Origin of the sequence: Mesonia aquimarina, from assembly GCF_003667275.1 — a bacterium.
In the GTDB taxonomy this organism is placed as follows: domain Bacteria; phylum Bacteroidota; class Bacteroidia; order Flavobacteriales; family Flavobacteriaceae; genus Mesonia; species Mesonia aquimarina.
This window is the reverse complement of the sequence record NZ_RCNV01000019.1, coordinates 1-16080: the sequence shown is the minus strand read 5'-3', so window position 1 is coordinate 16080 and position 16080 is coordinate 1. Positions and strand designations below refer to the sequence as shown.

The window sequence follows — 16080 nt, the reverse complement described above, 5'->3', positions numbered from 1 at the left end:
TGGGGAACCCTATCGCTCAACTGAAAACTGTTGAAGAGTTTTTCTTGATAATTCTTTTTTCCTTGCATTCCATGAAATTAAGGCTTTTTTGTAACTTGTGCAACAGGCACAACGGTTATAATTCATTGCTGCGGAATTTCCTACCGGAAATTAAGAAACCCTTATTTATAAGGGATTTCAATTAAAAAGGCAACAATAAGGCAACAAATATTTGATTATAAGAACTAATCAAAGGAAAGAAATAATAGATAAAATTAGGAACTTATTAAACGATAAAAATAAAACCGTTCGTGTAGAACGGTTTTATTATTTAAACATCAACCGTTAATTAGCTGTTCCAGAGCCTAAATAAACGCTGTTTGACACAATACTACCATCTGCTGTAGTAAATGCCATAAAAAGCTCAACAGTATCTCCTGCATAGGTATTTGGAATTGTAATGATTTGTGATCCTACAGTTCTATCAGCACCATCAAGAATATACATTGATTCTTTTTTACTTGGATTGTAAACTAAAATCATTGCTTTATCAGTTGCATTTGCATTACCTTCAGCAGAGTTATCATCCCAAGTAAATTCTACTTGTCCCGCAGTTGCTAAATCTGTTGCAGGGTTCAATGCTCCAGATAGATTACCTCTACTTAATAAAGCTAAAGAATAATCTACAGTAAAGTTTGGTGCAGCTCCTGTAATCGCATTATTCAATACATAAGACATTGCTGCATTAAACTCTGTTTTTTGCACCGCATAAGATTTATACCCTTTCTTGATAAAACCTAAATTCGGTTGAAGATACTCCAAAGTAACAGTAAACTTGTTTCTTTGGTTAACTTGTCCTTCTGTTCGTGGATTTGCCACATTTGAAGGCTTAATTCTCAAATAGTCAATACCTTTCCAAGAAGCACCAACTACGTTTCCTACTTTACCTGATACACCGCCCAGGATTCCTTGTGAAATAACACCCATTGTATATAAAATTTAAAATTAATACTTGTTCGAAGTTGGTACGGACTTGGTACGGTCTTTAACCAACACAAGTAATATATGGCAAATACTATGCTAATAGATTGATTTGGTTTTTGTTGCCCTTTGTTGCCCGATTTTGCTTTTTAGAAAATAGATTTTGTATGTATGACACTTTTAAATCTGCCATTTTTGAAATTACTTTTTGAAGTTCAGCTTCTTTTTTACAAATTGCTGACACTATATTAATATGCTTTTGTAACTCAAATTCATCATTTAACAACGATGTGTAACTATTTTTTAAGGTGTTTCTGCAATCATCTATTGAGATAAACGGAATAACACTGCCTTTTAAATAATAAGCATAAAAACTGCCTATTTGCAACATCATTGATAAATGGTAAAGGGTTTGTTTTTCTTCTTCGGTTGATGTAGATACCACAAAACAATTAGGACAAGGATTTATTAAGGGCTTTCCGCTGTTTTGCCCTTTATTCAAAATAAAAAAATGAGGTTGCGAGTAGGTTCTTCCGATTTGGTGAGTTTTCAGTTCAAAAGTTGACATAGCTATCCAATTTAAAATTGCTTCGCTACGCTTCGCACCATTAATTTTTTAAAAGAAAAACAATAAAAAAAGAAAGCCGTATGTTCTTGTGGCGTGGATAAGGCTGTCAAGGTTTTTGGAAAAAATACTACCCTCTTTTTTTAATAATATTGGGGTGGAGATTTTTTTCAAAACCCGTAGGGCTTGACCTTTATAGCCTTGCGCGTTGGCTGTGGTAGCCACATATATTTGCTACCTTTTTTTATTTATTTTTTGTTGTTCTAAAACATCTAATATGTCTTGTTTTTTGTAAAAAATTCTGTTGCCCATACGAATTGGATTTAAAATGCCGTGTTTATTCCAGGAATGTATTGTTACTAAACTTATCCTTAAATAATCAGCTACTTCTTGTCTTGTTAGGATTTCATCATTTTGTTTTTTAGATAATTCTTTAAGGTAGTTTTCAATTTTAAACATTAGTTTATCTGCTACCGCATCTGCTAATTCATCTATTGTAACCTCTGTGATTTGGATTGTTTTTGTAATTATCTTGTTTTCTTTTTAGTTAATTGATTTCCACTTTTTGGGGCATAAACTCTTAAAAAAATAGGTTATTACCAATTTGAGCGTTGGTTGAAGCGGTTGTATGGGTAGCGTTTTAAATAGTTGTTTGATAAAACAGCATTTAAACAAGCTACTTATACAGGATTTATAGGCAATAGCTTTTTGTTTTTTTGAGGTACGAGAAAAAGCAATATGCTATGGCTTATTACTACATTTTATGAACCTATTTTTTTATAACCGCTGACTTGGGTGGTGGGGAAAAGTGGTCTTTTATATTTGTTAACGAAATGAAACAAACAAAGACTTGAGGTAAGGAATACTTGGACTTAACGATGGTTTTGTGCAGCTTGAATGAGGTAACGAATATGCATCATTTTAAGCTAAAATTTCAAATGGCTATTGTTTCAATTTAGTTCAGATTTTTATTGAAAGTTCGGGTGTGCGCGTGGGAAAAGCGGCTATTTTACATAATGGCGTTATAACTACAGCTTTGGTGATGCGGTGGGTGTAGCGGCTGCTATTATAACTACCCGTTATGTAAACATAGCTTGGGGTAGTTTTTGGTGTGAGGGATGGCAACAGCTCTTTGCTTTTTTATTGTACTACTTTTAAAATATAATAGCAAATAAAATAAGCAATGTGCTGTGTGAGGGTTGGCAACCAAAAACTACAAGTGCGGTGGATAGCGGAACAAAACAAAAGACAGAGGATTTTGAGGTACGAAAAAACTGGGTTTTGGGTTGTGGGGACAATTACCAACTCATTCGTTGTAATCTAACTGCATTTAAAATTGCTAATAATGCTACTCCTACATCTGCAAAAACTGCTTCCCACAATGTGGCCATACCAATTGCGCCCAAAATCATAAAGATAATTTTTACACCGAAAGCCAGACCAATATTCTGCCATACGATGCGTCTTGTAGACCGACCTATTTTTATTGCCCTTGCAATTTTAGAGGGTTGGTCGGTCTGGATAATGACATCCGCCGTTTCGATGGCCACATCACTACCCAAACCACCCATTGCAATGCCAACATCACTTATCGCCAAAACCGGGGCATCGTTAATACCATCGCCTATAAATGCTACTTTGGTTCCGGATTGCTTTTTGAGTTCTTCGACTTCGTTCAATTTGTCTTCAGGCAACAATCCACCTTTTGCCCAATCGATATTTAACTCTTTTGCAACTTGTTGTGTAATAGAGTCCTTGTCGCCTGATAGCATTATAATCCTGGAAATTCCTGAATCTCGAATTTGTTTAATGGCTTGGTGTGCATCATCCTTTAATTCATCTGCAATGGTTACATAACCTTCAAATTTTCCGTCAATAGACACCATAACAATTGATTCTACAATACCATCTGTTTCCGAAGGAACTTCAATACTGTTTGAGGTCATCAATGCTTTGTTACCTACAAGTACTGTTTTTCCGTTGACCATCCCTTTCAATCCTTTTCCGGCAACCTCTGAAACATTGGTGGCCTCATAATCAGAACCGTCCGCTTTATATTCCAAGATCGCCTTGGCAATGGGATGTGTGGATTGTTCTTCCATCGCCATCAGGTACTTCATAAACGTTGCCTTTTCTAATGTTATGGGTTTGATTTCCTTTATTTTGAATACCCCGTGAGTAACGGTTCCTGTTTTGTCCATTACTACCGTATTCACTTGGGTCATTGCATCCAAGAAGGATGCACCCTTGAATAGAATACCGTTTCGGGATGCTGCACCCAACCCACCGAAGTAACCCAGGGGAATGGAAATCACCAATGCACAGGGACAAGAAATTACCAGAAAAATCAAGGCCCGGTATAACCACTCCTGAAATACGTACCCGTCCACAAAAAAATAAGGTAAAAACGTTAAGCATACTGCTAAGAAAACTACGATAGGAGTATAGATGCGTGCAAATTTCCTTATAAACAGTTCGGTCTTTGATTTACGTGCTGTGGCATTTTGCACCATATCGAGAATTCGAGCAATGGAACTATCCTTAAATTCCTTGGTGGTTTCCACTTCTACAACACCTTCTAGATTGATGCTCCCGGCAAAAACCTTGTCTCCTTTGGCAATGGTGTCGGGTTTGCTTTCCCCCGTAATCGCTGCGGTATTGACCGATGCTTTTTTAGATAGCAATTGGCCATCTAAAGGGAACTTTTCACCTACGCGCACTTGTATTTTTTCTCCAATTTCAACGGTCTCGGGATCGACCGAAACATAATCGCCGTTCCGATACACCACGGCCTCATTAGGACGTACATCAAGAAGCGCCTTTATGTTGCCCTTTGCTCGTTTTACAGCTGCGTTTTGGAAAAGTTCGCCCACGGCGTAAAACAGCATTACGGCCACACCTTCCGGGTATTCCCCAATGGCGAACGCCCCTAAGGTTGCGATAGACATTAGGAAGAATTCGGTAAAGAAATCACCGTCCCTGATACTTTTCCATCCCTCTTTTATAACAGGAAAACCAACGGGGATGTAGGCTACCGCATACCAAGCGATTCGTACCCAACCTTTAAAAAACGGAAAGGCATCAAAGTAATCAATAGCAATTCCCGCTATCAACATCACAAAACTGAAGATGGAAGGGATGTATTCCTTAATGCTCAGTTGTGATGAAACCTTATTTTCAATTGAAGGATCCTTGAGGTCTCTTAGATTTAGTTTTTTCTTTTTCATATATGTTTTATTTTAAAATAGTTTTAGAACAAAAAATACCATTGTCAATAGATAGACGATATAGGCTGCATCGAACGCGAATATCTGCCATCTGCTAAAACCGTGAAGTTCCTTGCTTTGATGGACAAAAAGGGAGTACAAAAGCGGCATCAGTCCAACGAAGGCAAGATTCACCCAAAACAACTGGAAATCTTCGATAGGGGTAGTAACCAGCGCCAACGGGAAAAAGGCGACCGTCATCGTAACAGCATTATCTGCGATAACACTAGTGGTGCCTGCCGTTACTTCGCCTCCTTTCACCACGCTCCAGGTCTTAAATATTTCAGGCGCGGTGGTCATTATACCCGTGATGAACAATCCCCCAACGATTTCAGAAATATTCAGGGCCGAAACAATATTTTCTGTTGCCTTAACAATAAAAAAAGCACCCACAGCTATGGCCAGGGCCCCGGCCACGGATAACCAGACTTTCTTTTTGTCCCATTCTACTTTTTCGCCCTTTTCCCTGCCTTTTATAATGGCATGCGTTAAAAAAGCAGCATAGGCAGCCAGCATAATATAGCCATCGATGGGTTGTAATCCACGCCAGGCTTTGGGAAGGGTTAGTATAGCTACCAAAGCAATGATTGCCAGGTAGGGGATGGACAATACCGAAACAGAACGTTTGTTCAGAGCCAGTAGGTTGGCATCCAGATGTTTTTGGTGTTCCTTATTATTTTTAAATTGCTTTCTGGAAGCGAAATAGGCTATGCTAACCATCAACGGAATGGAAATTATATTGGAACCCAAAAGGTTGCCCAGACCAATTTCCGATACTCCCCGGGCTGCACTGGTAACGTTTACAGCTACCTCGGGGCTGGCGGTCACAATGGCAAGGAGAGCTGCTCCTGCAGAAGCTGTAAGCCCCCATTGCTTACGGAGCATCTTTAAAGGCGTCAAGAGTTGGTCCGCACCCCAATGGGCAGCCCAAGCTGCCAATCCCAATACTACTACCCAAAGCCAAACGTTCATAACTAATCGTTGTTTATAATTTTTCTGTTACCCTCAGTATATTTCAACTTTTTATTTTCCGATATTTTCTGGTCTTTTTTTTGTTGGCTTTGAAAGATCAGGAGTAAAATCACTCCCGTGCTAATCCAGACATCTGCGGTATTAAATACAGGGTCAAAAAAAGTAAATTGATTACCTCCCCAAAATGGCATCCATTCCGGAAGCCTTGTATCAATAATGGGAAGGAACCACATATCCACGACATTGCCATTTAAAAATCCAGCATATCCACCCCCTGACGGGAATATTTCTGCAACGTTTTGTACTGCCGGATCACTTTTTTCAAAGATCAGTCCGTAAAATGCACCGTCAATCAAATTGCCCAATGCACCTGCGTATATAAATGCTGCACAGATTACAAAAACCTTTGCATATCCTTCACGTATCATCTTTTTGATATAAAAAGTCCCCCAAACAATGGCGGCCAGCCGAAATAGGATCAAAACAAGCTTGGCCAGATATCCCTCCCCAAACTTAAAGCCCCAGGCCATTCCGGGATTTTCCAAAAAATGCAAGCGAAACCAATCCAGGCCAAATACGTAGTACTCCTCGCCATAATAAAAATGGGTCTTCACATAAATCTTTATGGTCTGGTCTATTGCCAACAACAGTAAAATCAATAATGCTACACTACTTTTATTCATAATTTCCTATTGTTTCCCAACGTCTTGTGCAACATATATTTGCATTATTTAGATAATTTTAAAATTCTTATGGCGCCCCGCATTACAAACGTGAAGACGATGCCGCCAATCACCAAATCGGGCCATTTGCTATTCAGAAAATAGACCAGTACCCCTGCCACTATAACCCCACCGTTTACAATAATATCATTGGACGTAAAAATGGCACTGGCCTGCATATGGGCCTCCTTACTTTTAGCCTTGTTTATCAACCAAAGCGAAATAAGGTTCCCCAGTAGGGCTAAAATGGAAACTACAATCATCCACTGGAACATTGGTGTTTCACTACTGGTAAAAAACCTTCTTAATACCTCTGCAAAACCAAGTGTTGCCAATGCCATCTGAAAATACCCGCTGAATTTTGCGACCTTCTTTTTTCTTGAAATGGCACCGCCTACCGCGAATAGGCTTAGCGCATATACGATGGAATCTGCCAGCATATCCAACGAATCCGCCACAAGTCCCATAGAAGAGGAAATCCAACCTGTGGTCATTTCGATAACGAAAAAACCAAAGTTGATGCCCAAGACCCACCAAAGGATTCTTTTTTGTTTGGATTGGTCTTCCATTACGGGTGGTTCGGCTTCTGTGGTTCCCTCTAAAGAATCCCCAAGGTTTAAACCGGCTATTGATGTTTGTATATCTTCAATGCCATCCACATGATATACTTCCAATTTCCTGTTGGGAATATCAAAATCCAAATATTTCACTTGAGCATAAGATTCCAACTTCATCCGGATCATCTGCTCTTCCGAAGGGCAATCCATTTTGGTTATCTTAAATGTTGTTTTCTCCATTATCTCTTTTTTTATTTTTAATATTCGTTATAATAGTTGTCCTTTATCCGGATACAATTGTTACAAAATCCTTTTAGCAGCAGGTTTACTTCTTCTGCCTGAAACCACTCCGGCAAAGGCACTTTTGCTCTTCATCTTTCTCCCATTTACCAATGTATGTTTCCCAGTAGCTCTTTTGAATTTTTAGGAACCCCCGCAGGCTATCCGGTTTCATCAAAGACATAGACATTTCATTTCTTTGCCTGTATGCTGAATTATTCAGTGTCTGGACACCCTTCTGGAGGAATAATGTTTTTTGCACTCTTTTAGGAGCAGCGTCTTTTCGCTGAAACTTTTCAGTGTCATAGAAAACCTCCGCGGCTTCTTTTCCACTCATGCAGATCGTTTCCTTTAACATCAAACGGGTTCTAAAAATATCGGACCAAAGCTTTTGACGCTTTTTCTGAATAAATTCATAGCCGTCACGAAGTAGCGTCAAACTACTATCGATGTTTTTGTCTTTCGGAATAGTTCTCATGCTCTTTACATTTTTAAAATATTTATTTTATTTTTTAGACCATAAACTTAAACTTAATACAAACTGATTTAAGTCTTATGAAATGATTAAAAACTGCCTAATCCGATTTTACAATTAAATTAAGGCCGTTAAATATGCAACGCTCTGTCTTCGGTGGCTGCCAGACAGGCCTCTTTAAAGGTTTCTGAAAAAGTTGGGTGCCCGTGGGACATCCTTGCAACATCTTCGGCAGATGCCCTGAATTCCATCGCTACCACCGCTTCGGTATAGCTGTCTGCAATGCGTGGCCCTATCATATGCACTCCCAATATCTCATCAGTTTCTTTATCTGCGATTACTTTTATGAAGCCGTCGGTGTCCATACTTATTTTCGCCCTTGCGTTGGCCTTAAAAGGAAAAGAGCCTGTTTTAATACTTCTTCCTGCTTCTTTCAATTCTTCTTCGGTTAAGCCTACCCCGGCCACTTCGGGCTGGGTATAAACAATATTAGGAATAAGCGAATAATTGATATGTGGCTTTTGATCTGCTATCCTTTCGGCTACAAAAACGCCCTCTTCACTGGCTTTATGGGCAAGCATTGCCCCTCGGATTACATCCCCAATGGCATATACACCCTTGACATTGGTTTCAAGGTTCTCATTTACCGTTACCTGTCCTTTCTCATTGGTTTCCACGCCAATGTTTTCAAGGCCTAAATTGGCGGTGTACGGTTTCCGGCCAATGGCCATAAGGCAATAGTCGCCTTCTAAATTCATTTCTTTTTTATCGGACAGGTTTTCCGCTTTCAATTCAACTTTGTTGTCCGTTGCTGTTGCATTGGTCACTTTATGTTCCAAATAAAACTCAATTCCCTGTTTTCTTAGGGAACGATGCAATTGATGTCCCAGTGCGCCATCCATAGTGGCGATGAGGCTATCAAAATATTCCACAATAGACACCTTAGAGCCCAGGCGGGCGAAAACAGAACCTATCTCAACCCCGATAACGCCTCCACCAACGACCAATAAATGGTCGGGAATTTCCTGTAGCGCAAGGGCCTCGGTAGAAGAGATTATCCTTTTTTTATCGATTTTAATATTGGGCAAGGAAGCGGGTTTGGACCCTGTGGCAATGATAATTTTATCGGTTTCTATAGTTTCCGTTTTAGCTTCGGCCTTAATCTCAATCGTGTTTTTGTCCTTGATGGTGCCGTGGCCTTCATAGACGGTAACTTTGTTCTTTTTCATCAGATACCCAACGCCATTGATGATTTCCTGTACCACATCCTGAACCCTTTGGTTCATTTTTTTGATATCGACATTGGCTTCTTTTACATCAATCCCAAAATTTTCGAATTGATGTTTGAGTTTGTAATAATGCTCAGAGGCTTCAAGCCAGGCTTTTGACGGGATACAGCCCACGTTAAGGCAGGTGCCGCCAAGCGTGCTGTACCTTTCAATAATGGCTACTTTTAATCCTAATTGGGCGCAACGTATAGCGCTTACATACCCGCCAGGGCCAGAGCCTATAATTGTTACATCATATTTTTCCATATTCGTAAATTTTTTAATTAAATAAGGTGGGGGAAACCTTAAGCTGACCAGGGGCGCAAGGGTTCAGTTTTAAGGTACTCCCACCTATTATTTTTTACTACAATTTTTACATACCCCTTTTAATACCAGGTTCAAATCGTTTATTTCATAATCGTCCGGCAAGTTTTGTTTCGATATTCTATCCGGCAAGCAAATAGTTTTTCCGCAAACGGTACAATGAAAATGCATATGTAAATCTGTACCGTATTTACCTTTGGCCTTTTTATCGGAAATTGCAAATTTTGCCACTCCTGTCCCATCATTAATCTGATGAATTAGCCCTTTATCTTCAAAAGTTTTTAGGTTTCGATAAAAGGTAGTTCTGTTTGCCGTTTTGTTTTTTTCGCTTTTAGCGATAAAGACTTTTTGCATTTCGTTTAAACTTACTGCATAGGTCTTCCTATTGAGGTATTTGTGAATTTTCAACCTCATTTCAGTAGGGCGTATCCCTTTGGACAATAATGTTTTTTCTGTTTTTGTTGTCATTAAAGTCATTCAAAAATCAATTATATTCCAAGCGGTGCAACACTATGTATAGTCATCTTTTATTCAATTTTAAAATTGCGCATCATCCCCATATCTTCGTGTTCCAGATTATGGCAATGGTATAAAAAGAGGCCTTTAAAATCTTCAAAGCGCATAATTAGTTTAACACTCATACCTGGCATTAACAGAACCGTATCCTGCCAACCCTCATCTATAAATCCATCCTTAACTGAATTCCAAATCCTGCTGTCAACCCCGGAAACGTCCCTTTCCAGAATATTAAATTGCAAATGATGAATATGAAAAGGGTGCGGCATCTGCATTCCCCCGCCCATCATTCCTCTGTCTCTATCCATTTCTCCACGGTTACGCATCCAACCTCTTTCTCCCATCATATCGTCATTGCCCATCATTCTACCACCTCTGTTCACGATTTCCCAAACCTCGGTCGTATTGAGCTTTACGGTTTCTTCTTCGGTAACCCCCGTCATTTCCCAAGTCCGGCCATTAATAGTCCATTGCATTCGCCTCATAAAAAAACGGAACGTCCTTGGGTTGTTCCTATTAACAGCAGTGGCGGGATCGAGTTTGTTGAATTCGGCCAGCCGTTGTGGAAGCTCAAAGTCGTTGCTCCCTGTTTTATCGATATTGATTTTTAATATTTCATAAGTGCTGCCCAAAGGAAGGTTGTTTCGACCCCTGCCCATCATTCCGCCCATCATCCCCATCATCCCAGGAGAGAACGACAAACTCTTCATAATCATTTGAGAGCCTTGAGGCCTGTTCTTTAAATCGAGCCATACATCAATTCTTTCTGCAACGCCCAACATTACATAAGGTTTAGATTTAGGACTATCGAGTAAACTACCATCCTTGCCTATAATAACAAGTGGGGTGCCGTCTTCCCAAGCTAGTTTATAAAAACGTGAATTGGAACCGTTTAGAAAGCGTAGTCTATAGGCACACCCACTTTTAAGTGAAAGTTTCATATCCGGATTTCCATTGATAAGGATACGGTTGCCCAAAAAACCATTCATCCTATCCATACGTCCACGGTTTAGATATACCAGTTGATTATTGCCATCGAACTGGCGATCTTGCAGTATAACGGGAACATCGTATTCGCCTGATGGCAATTTCAACCGTTGTTCTTCATCGTCCGTAACAATAAAAAGCCCTGCAAGACCATTATATACCTGTGGCCCGGTACGTCCGTGGGGATGTGGGTGGAACCAATAGGTGCCGGCACGGTTCATTATTTCAAATTCATACACATAAGTTTCACCATTAGCTATTACATCTTTAGGATGGCCATCATCTTCTTCTGGAACGTGCATACCGTGCCAATGAACAATACTTTCCTCAGGTAATTGATTCTTGAAACGAACTCTTATTTTCTGTCCTTTTCGCACCCTTATTATAGGTCCCAAATAGCTCTTCCCTAATTTTTGTACTGCTGTTTTGTCTCCGCCCAGAACGTTTCCTTCAAACATCCAAACCTTAGTTGTATTCCCTTGAAACAATTGAATATCTGTTTCTTGAGCTGTCAATTCTAAGTCTAAATCTGCTTGAAAATAGGGATTGACGGTGTTTTTCTTTTCTGAAGCAAAACCGTTACAGGAATTTAAAAGGGGCCAGGTAATAACAACAGTTGCCCCCAGGCTACCAAGCCTGATAAAGTTCCTTCTATCTAGTTTGTTATCTTCCATTTTCTATTAAATTTCTTGCTTTAAAAGCTTCTAAAAATAAAAGTGAAAAATTAAATCACTATCGTCTTCGTCCATTTTACACTGGCACTTTCCACCTTCATCACTTTTTCCATCATTTCCATTCTCATCTCGGAATTATTGATAATGCCCGTCATAACCTGTTCCCTTTTTTCAGGGTTCTTCAAAATTTTGTCTGTGTTTTGTGCATTGCTCTGAAAGCTTATCATAAAAGCCACCAAAATCATTAGAATACCTGCATTCTTAATCTGTTTCATAATATCTGTTTTTAAATGTTTATGAATTTTCTGTTTAAGCCTCAATCCATTTTTTGGCAGTAACGGAATCCTTACTATCAAAATATCTGATATGTGCCCTAGAAAAGGGCATTAAGAGCTTAGTGAGTTCTTCTTGATATTTAAAAGAACCTACAATCGCAACCTTCTCAAGGTGTTTCTCTTTTTCAAGGTTCTGAAAATAATCTTTCTCAAACACCTCTGGTGTGCAGCCCTGGCAATCCTTTATTTCAAAATAACAACGGACATCTTTAGCAGAATTTATTTGTCTGTTCAGCTCCAAAAAAAAGTTCTCGCAGTCATTGGGGTCAAGCACACCTTTAGCAATAAGGAAGAGGGTATTGTTTTTATGAGTTATAGTCATCATTTTATTTTTTTTAAATTATAATACCTTAAATTCATCGTGAATCTGCACTTTCATTGCCACACTTAACGCATATCCCTTGTACGATCAAATTGATGTTTTCTGCCTTAAAACCTTGGGGTAAGTTGATTTGGGGTATTTTATGGTCTGTGAGACAAATTGTTTCATCACATTTATTACAGTGAAAATGCAAATGAAGGTCATTGCCAACTTCGCATTGACAATCTTCATCACAAAGGGCATATTTTACAAAGCCAGTACCGTCTTCGATGGCGTGTACCAATTTGTTTTCCTCAAATGTTTTCATAGTACGAAATAGGGTGCTACGCTCTGAACTTTTGAAATGTTTTTCGAGTTCTCCCAAACTTATTGCTACCTCCATTTTTGATAAATGTTTGTAGGTTAACAAGCGCATAGCAGTAGGTTTAACGCCCTTTTCTTCCAGTTTTTTTACTATGTCTTCCATTTTACATCGGGTTTTATAAGTCGTACCTCTTGAGAGATTCACCAGTTTTGATTTTAAAGGCGTCGTCTATACTGGTTACATAGATAATACCGTCGCCCTTTTCCGGAGATTTACCGTTTTCGGTTATAATATCTATAGCCTTCTGAGCCTCGTCGTTCTGGCAGACGAGTTCCAATTTAATCACGGGACTGTCAGTTACGTGAAAATCGAGTGACGGTTTTGCTCCTTTTGCCTTGAACGCTCCGGTACCTTCTGCCTGAGACAGGGTCATACTTTTAAATCCGTTATCCGATAGAGCCTCAATGACCCTTTGTATCCTGTTCGGTTTTACAAATGCTTTTATTTCTTTCATTTTTTTAGTCTTTTTAGGTATTTAATAGATATTGCAAAGGGCAAAGAAGCAGTTGGCAAAGCACGAATGACTATAACAACTGTTCTTAGGCAGCTTTACAGTTAATCAGATTTAATCGTCATCTCCTGTTTCCCCTTTTTTCATCTCTCCCATAAGGTAATAGGCATTATTATATGCAACTAAAGTACCTTCCGAAAGTGGCTCCAGCAGTTTAATTTCAACCCAACCATCTTCATTAATCCCCGTTCTCACCTGTACTGGTTTTAGTTCCCACTCGGTTTTACTATCTTTCTGATGCTTTTGGGCCGTAAAGATGTAAGGATTTCCCTCTTCTTCAATCACTGCCTCTTCCGGTAATGCAGTTACCGCATCTTCTCCTGTTCTAATTTTTCCTTTGATATACATACCAGGAATAAGATAATCTTTCTTATTATCTATTTCTGCATGTACGTGTACCGCTTTGGGGTTTTGTTCAAATTGTTTTCCCACGGAATAAATCTCTCCCGTTAAATTACTTCCAGGAACCGATTCCAGCGTAAAAGAAATTTTTTGACCTTCTTTAACCTTATAAATATCTTTTTCAAAAACCATTAGATCGGCATGAACATGTTCATTATCAACTACCATAAACATACTGGTTTGTGGTTCTACATATTGGCCAATTTGCACCTTTACTTTTTCTATATAACCTTCAATAGGACTAACTACCGGGATATATTCGTAAAGTTCCCCATTTCTAACCCTGGAAACACTAAGGTTTAACTGACGTAATTGTGATTCATATCCACGTACTTCACCTTGTACAGACTGATAATCTGCCTGTGTTTGTTGAAAAGATTTCCCCGACCCTACTTCGGCTTCATATAATCGTTTTTGCCTTGCAAATTCCTTTTCCAAAAACTGCATCCGGTTATAGGCGTTAATATAGTCCGTTTGGATTTTCGTCAAAGTAGGATGGGAAAGGTACGCCAGTATCTGACCCTTATTAACTTTATCCCCTTCAATAACTTTTATTGAATTTATATTGCCCCCTAAGACGGCCGTAACTGTAGCTTCGTATTGAGGCGGCACTTCTAGTTGTCCATTGGCTTCCACTATTCCTGATAATGCTTTCTTAGGTAAGGTATCTACTTTGATTCCCAAACTATTAAATTTCATCTCTGAAAGATGTACCGAGCGCATCCCGCCTTCTTCTTCATTGTGACCTTTTGTTTCTTTAGAATCCGATGCTTTAGTCTCCTGAGTATCTTTTTCCGAATTAGAATTTTCTTCACACCCCAAAAACAATGTAAGTGATAAGGCAAGCATTAAAATATTTATTGATCTTATGTTCATATCGTTTTCTTTCTTAGTTTTTAATTTGAATTCTTAAGGTAATATTCCAGTTGGTAACGGCTGTCGAGATAATCATTAAAAGCACTCCAGGCATTTACCTCAATTCTAATGGCATCCCTTATATTTTGAAGGAAAGTTATATAATCTATAGCTCCCTCTTTAAATGCTAATACTGACCCTTCCTGTTGTTCCTGTGCTAAAGGAAGTGCTTCATCCCTATAATAATTCCATGAGTTTCTCCATTTGATATAGTCTTCACGCATATTTTTATAGGCGGTTTCCAGTTCGATTTTATCCTGATAAAAGTTTTGCTCTGCAATCTGTCTATTTACTTGTGCTTCCTGTGTACGGCCTAATTCCGGCCCAAAAAACAGCGGAATTTGAATTCCGATTTGATATTGGAAGAAACCCGATTGTCCATTAATTTCCTGCCTGGCATACTGGCCCTGAAATTTGGGCAGAAATTCTGATTTTCGTTCTCTGGTAATTGCTTTTGCAATATCCACCCTTTGTTCAGAAACCTGAAGCGATGGATGATTTTCAAGGGACTCTACCAGAAAGTTCAAAGGTTCGTCTAAGGTTTCAACGTGCAAATCTGGTACATCATAGATCGTATCACTGGCAAACCAGAGGTTTAGGCGCTGCAATGATTTCAGGTAATTTCGATAGGACTGTTCTAATTGTATTTTTACCTCATTCCCCTGATTAGAAGTGGCAAGATATTCGAGTTTAGAGGTAGCTTCTGTCTCATATCGAATCCTTGCGGCCCTTTCAATGTCTTCAAAAATTGAGTCCATCTTCCGGTAAACCTGATACATTTTTTTCCGGGTATAAACTGACGCCCAGGCTCTACTTACTTCACGTTCAACTTCTAAAGTATTTAATTCTAAAGCATTTTCGGCCAATGCGACCCTTTCTTTCTGCAATTTTAAACGCGGGGCAATTCCGAAAATATCAATGCCTTGTTGTTGGACGCCAATCTGGGTATAAATTCCATCAGAACCATTTCCTACTTCTTCCTTTCCTGTAAAGATTTGGGTATTTCCAAAATCATAAGCGGTTTTACGCAGTACTTCTTCACTTTCAATTTCAAGTTGGGCAGCTTTTAGCTGGGGAAAATTTTTAATTGCGATTTCTCTAGCCTCTTCCAAGCTAATTGTTTGTAAAGAATCCTGTTGTGAATATTCAGATGACATTGCATCAGATTGTGCATTTACAGAAAAGGTTCCGCCTAAAACTAAGCCAATTATCAAAATCGTAGCTAAAGATCGCGAATTGGAAGAACCTAGTTTATTCTGTTCTTTTTTCTCTCGTTTTCTTTCTACAAGGGTATATAGTACTGGTAATACAACCAGCGTAAGCAGTGTAGCTGTAAGCATCCCACCTATAACCACCGTAGCAAGTGGTTGTTGAACTTCTGCACCAGCTGATGTGGAAAATGCCATTGGTAGAAAACCGAAAATATCTGTTGTTGCTGTTAACATAATAGGTCGTATTCGTTCTTTGGTTCCTGTAAAAATTCTATCCCTTATACTGGTTACTCCTTCTTCTTTTAAAGAATTGAATCTATTTATTAGTACCAGCCCGTTTAAAACTGCAACACCAAACAGAACAATGAAGCCTACACCTGCGGAAATGCTAAATGGCATACCTCTTAACCAAAGGGCAAAAACACCTCCGATAGCAGCCAATGGTATCGCCATAT

17 protein-coding genes are annotated in these 16080 nt (G+C 39.0%); all 17 read right to left on the bottom strand.

What is annotated here, in order from left to right:
- Positions 1-324: 324 nt before the first annotated feature.
- Complete coding sequence (locus D9R05_RS15365; RefSeq protein ID WP_121668109.1) at positions 325-966, bottom strand: DUF6266 family protein; 642 nt, start codon at positions 964-966, stop codon at positions 325-327.
- Between the two features lie 88 nt (positions 967-1054).
- Positions 1055-1528: a DUF6943 family protein gene (locus D9R05_RS15360; protein ID WP_093026599.1), complete on the bottom strand. Its 474-nt coding sequence runs from the start codon at positions 1526-1528 to the stop codon at positions 1055-1057.
- Between the two features lie 231 nt (positions 1529-1759).
- A complete protein-coding gene (locus D9R05_RS15355) occupies positions 1760-1984 on the bottom strand; it encodes a helix-turn-helix domain-containing protein (RefSeq protein WP_120187504.1) in 225 nt (74 codons plus the stop codon).
- An 839-nt stretch (positions 1985-2823) separates the two neighbouring features.
- Positions 2824-4752, bottom strand: coding sequence for a heavy metal translocating P-type ATPase (locus D9R05_RS15350; RefSeq protein WP_027885439.1), 1929 nt, complete (start codon positions 4750-4752; stop codon positions 2824-2826).
- A gap of 12 nt (positions 4753-4764) precedes the next feature.
- A complete protein-coding gene (locus D9R05_RS15345; RefSeq protein WP_009778867.1) occupies positions 4765-5763 on the bottom strand; it encodes a sodium:calcium antiporter in 999 nt (332 codons plus the stop codon).
- A gap of 2 nt (positions 5764-5765) precedes the next feature.
- The gene (locus tag D9R05_RS15340) at positions 5766-6446 is read right to left on the bottom strand and encodes a lipoprotein signal peptidase (RefSeq protein WP_027885441.1); all 681 of its coding nucleotides are present in this window, start codon (positions 6444-6446) and stop codon (positions 5766-5768) included.
- A 44-nt stretch (positions 6447-6490) separates the two neighbouring features.
- A complete protein-coding gene (locus tag D9R05_RS15335) occupies positions 6491-7282 on the bottom strand; it encodes a cation diffusion facilitator family transporter (RefSeq protein WP_027885442.1) in 792 nt (263 codons plus the stop codon).
- An 85-nt stretch (positions 7283-7367) separates the two neighbouring features.
- Positions 7368-7799, bottom strand: a complete 432-nt coding sequence (locus tag D9R05_RS15330) for a cytochrome P450 family protein (protein ID WP_027885443.1) — start codon at positions 7797-7799, stop codon at positions 7368-7370.
- Positions 7800-7927: 128 nt separating this feature from the next.
- Positions 7928-9331: a dihydrolipoyl dehydrogenase gene (gene lpdA, locus D9R05_RS15325; RefSeq protein ID WP_111126196.1), complete on the bottom strand. Its 1404-nt coding sequence runs from the start codon at positions 9329-9331 to the stop codon at positions 7928-7930.
- 87 nt (positions 9332-9418) lie between these two features.
- Positions 9419-9856, bottom strand: coding sequence for a Fur family transcriptional regulator (locus D9R05_RS15320; protein ID WP_162985023.1), 438 nt, complete (start codon positions 9854-9856; stop codon positions 9419-9421).
- 59 nt (positions 9857-9915) lie between these two features.
- Positions 9916-11565 carry a multicopper oxidase family protein gene (locus tag D9R05_RS15315; protein ID WP_121668107.1) on the bottom strand — a complete coding sequence of 550 codons (1650 nt, stop codon included), beginning with the start codon at positions 11563-11565 and terminating at the stop codon, positions 9916-9918.
- Positions 11566-11615: 50 nt separating this feature from the next.
- Positions 11616-11840, bottom strand: coding sequence for a hypothetical protein (locus D9R05_RS15310; RefSeq protein WP_162985022.1), 225 nt, complete (start codon positions 11838-11840; stop codon positions 11616-11618).
- A gap of 34 nt (positions 11841-11874) precedes the next feature.
- Positions 11875-12225, bottom strand: coding sequence for a SpoIIAA family protein (locus D9R05_RS15305; RefSeq protein ID WP_121668105.1), 351 nt, complete (start codon positions 12223-12225; stop codon positions 11875-11877).
- Positions 12226-12256: 31 nt separating this feature from the next.
- A complete protein-coding gene (locus D9R05_RS15300; protein WP_008610962.1) occupies positions 12257-12688 on the bottom strand; it encodes a Fur family transcriptional regulator in 432 nt (143 codons plus the stop codon).
- A gap of 13 nt (positions 12689-12701) precedes the next feature.
- The gene (locus D9R05_RS15295; protein ID WP_121668104.1) at positions 12702-13040 is read right to left on the bottom strand and encodes a P-II family nitrogen regulator; all 339 of its coding nucleotides are present in this window, start codon (positions 13038-13040) and stop codon (positions 12702-12704) included.
- A gap of 111 nt (positions 13041-13151) precedes the next feature.
- Positions 13152-14375, bottom strand: coding sequence for an efflux RND transporter periplasmic adaptor subunit (locus D9R05_RS15290; RefSeq protein ID WP_240463096.1), 1224 nt, complete (start codon positions 14373-14375; stop codon positions 13152-13154).
- A gap of 20 nt (positions 14376-14395) precedes the next feature.
- On the bottom strand, positions 14396-16080 hold a 1685-nt coding region (locus tag D9R05_RS15285), incomplete at its 5' end, for a TolC family protein (RefSeq protein WP_162985021.1).

Coding starts and splice junctions, on each gene's coding strand:
- D9R05_RS15350 (WP_027885439.1), bottom strand. CDS start 4,752: ATGAAAAAGAAAAAACTAAATCTAAGAGACCTCAAGGATCCTTCAATT.
- D9R05_RS15335 (WP_027885442.1), bottom strand. CDS start 7,282: ATGGAGAAAACAACATTTAAGATAACCAAAATGGATTGCCCTTCGGAA.
- D9R05_RS15295 (WP_121668104.1), bottom strand. CDS start 13,040: ATGAAAGAAATAAAAGCATTTGTAAAACCGAACAGGATACAAAGGGTC.
- D9R05_RS15315 (WP_121668107.1), bottom strand. CDS start 11,565: ATGGAAGATAACAAACTAGATAGAAGGAACTTTATCAGGCTTGGTAGC.
- D9R05_RS15355 (WP_120187504.1), bottom strand. CDS start 1,984: ATGTTTAAAATTGAAAACTACCTTAAAGAATTATCTAAAAAACAAAAT.
- D9R05_RS15360 (WP_093026599.1), bottom strand. CDS start 1,528: ATGTCAACTTTTGAACTGAAAACTCACCAAATCGGAAGAACCTACTCG.
- D9R05_RS15290 (WP_240463096.1), bottom strand. CDS start 14,375: ATGAACATAAGATCAATAAATATTTTAATGCTTGCCTTATCACTTACA.
- D9R05_RS15340 (WP_027885441.1), bottom strand. CDS start 6,446: ATGAATAAAAGTAGTGTAGCATTATTGATTTTACTGTTGTTGGCAATA.
- D9R05_RS15345 (WP_009778867.1), bottom strand. CDS start 5,763: ATGAACGTTTGGCTTTGGGTAGTAGTATTGGGATTGGCAGCTTGGGCT.
- D9R05_RS15330 (WP_027885443.1), bottom strand. CDS start 7,799: ATGAGAACTATTCCGAAAGACAAAAACATCGATAGTAGTTTGACGCTA.
- D9R05_RS15310 (WP_162985022.1), bottom strand. CDS start 11,840: ATGAAACAGATTAAGAATGCAGGTATTCTAATGATTTTGGTGGCTTTT.
- D9R05_RS15365 (WP_121668109.1), bottom strand. CDS start 966: ATGGGTGTTATTTCACAAGGAATCCTGGGCGGTGTATCAGGTAAAGTA.
- D9R05_RS15320 (WP_162985023.1), bottom strand. CDS start 9,856: ATGACAACAAAAACAGAAAAAACATTATTGTCCAAAGGGATACGCCCT.
- D9R05_RS15300 (WP_008610962.1), bottom strand. CDS start 12,688: ATGGAAGACATAGTAAAAAAACTGGAAGAAAAGGGCGTTAAACCTACT.
- D9R05_RS15305 (WP_121668105.1), bottom strand. CDS start 12,225: ATGATGACTATAACTCATAAAAACAATACCCTCTTCCTTATTGCTAAA.
- lpdA (WP_111126196.1), bottom strand. CDS start 9,331: ATGGAAAAATATGATGTAACAATTATAGGCTCTGGCCCTGGCGGGTAT.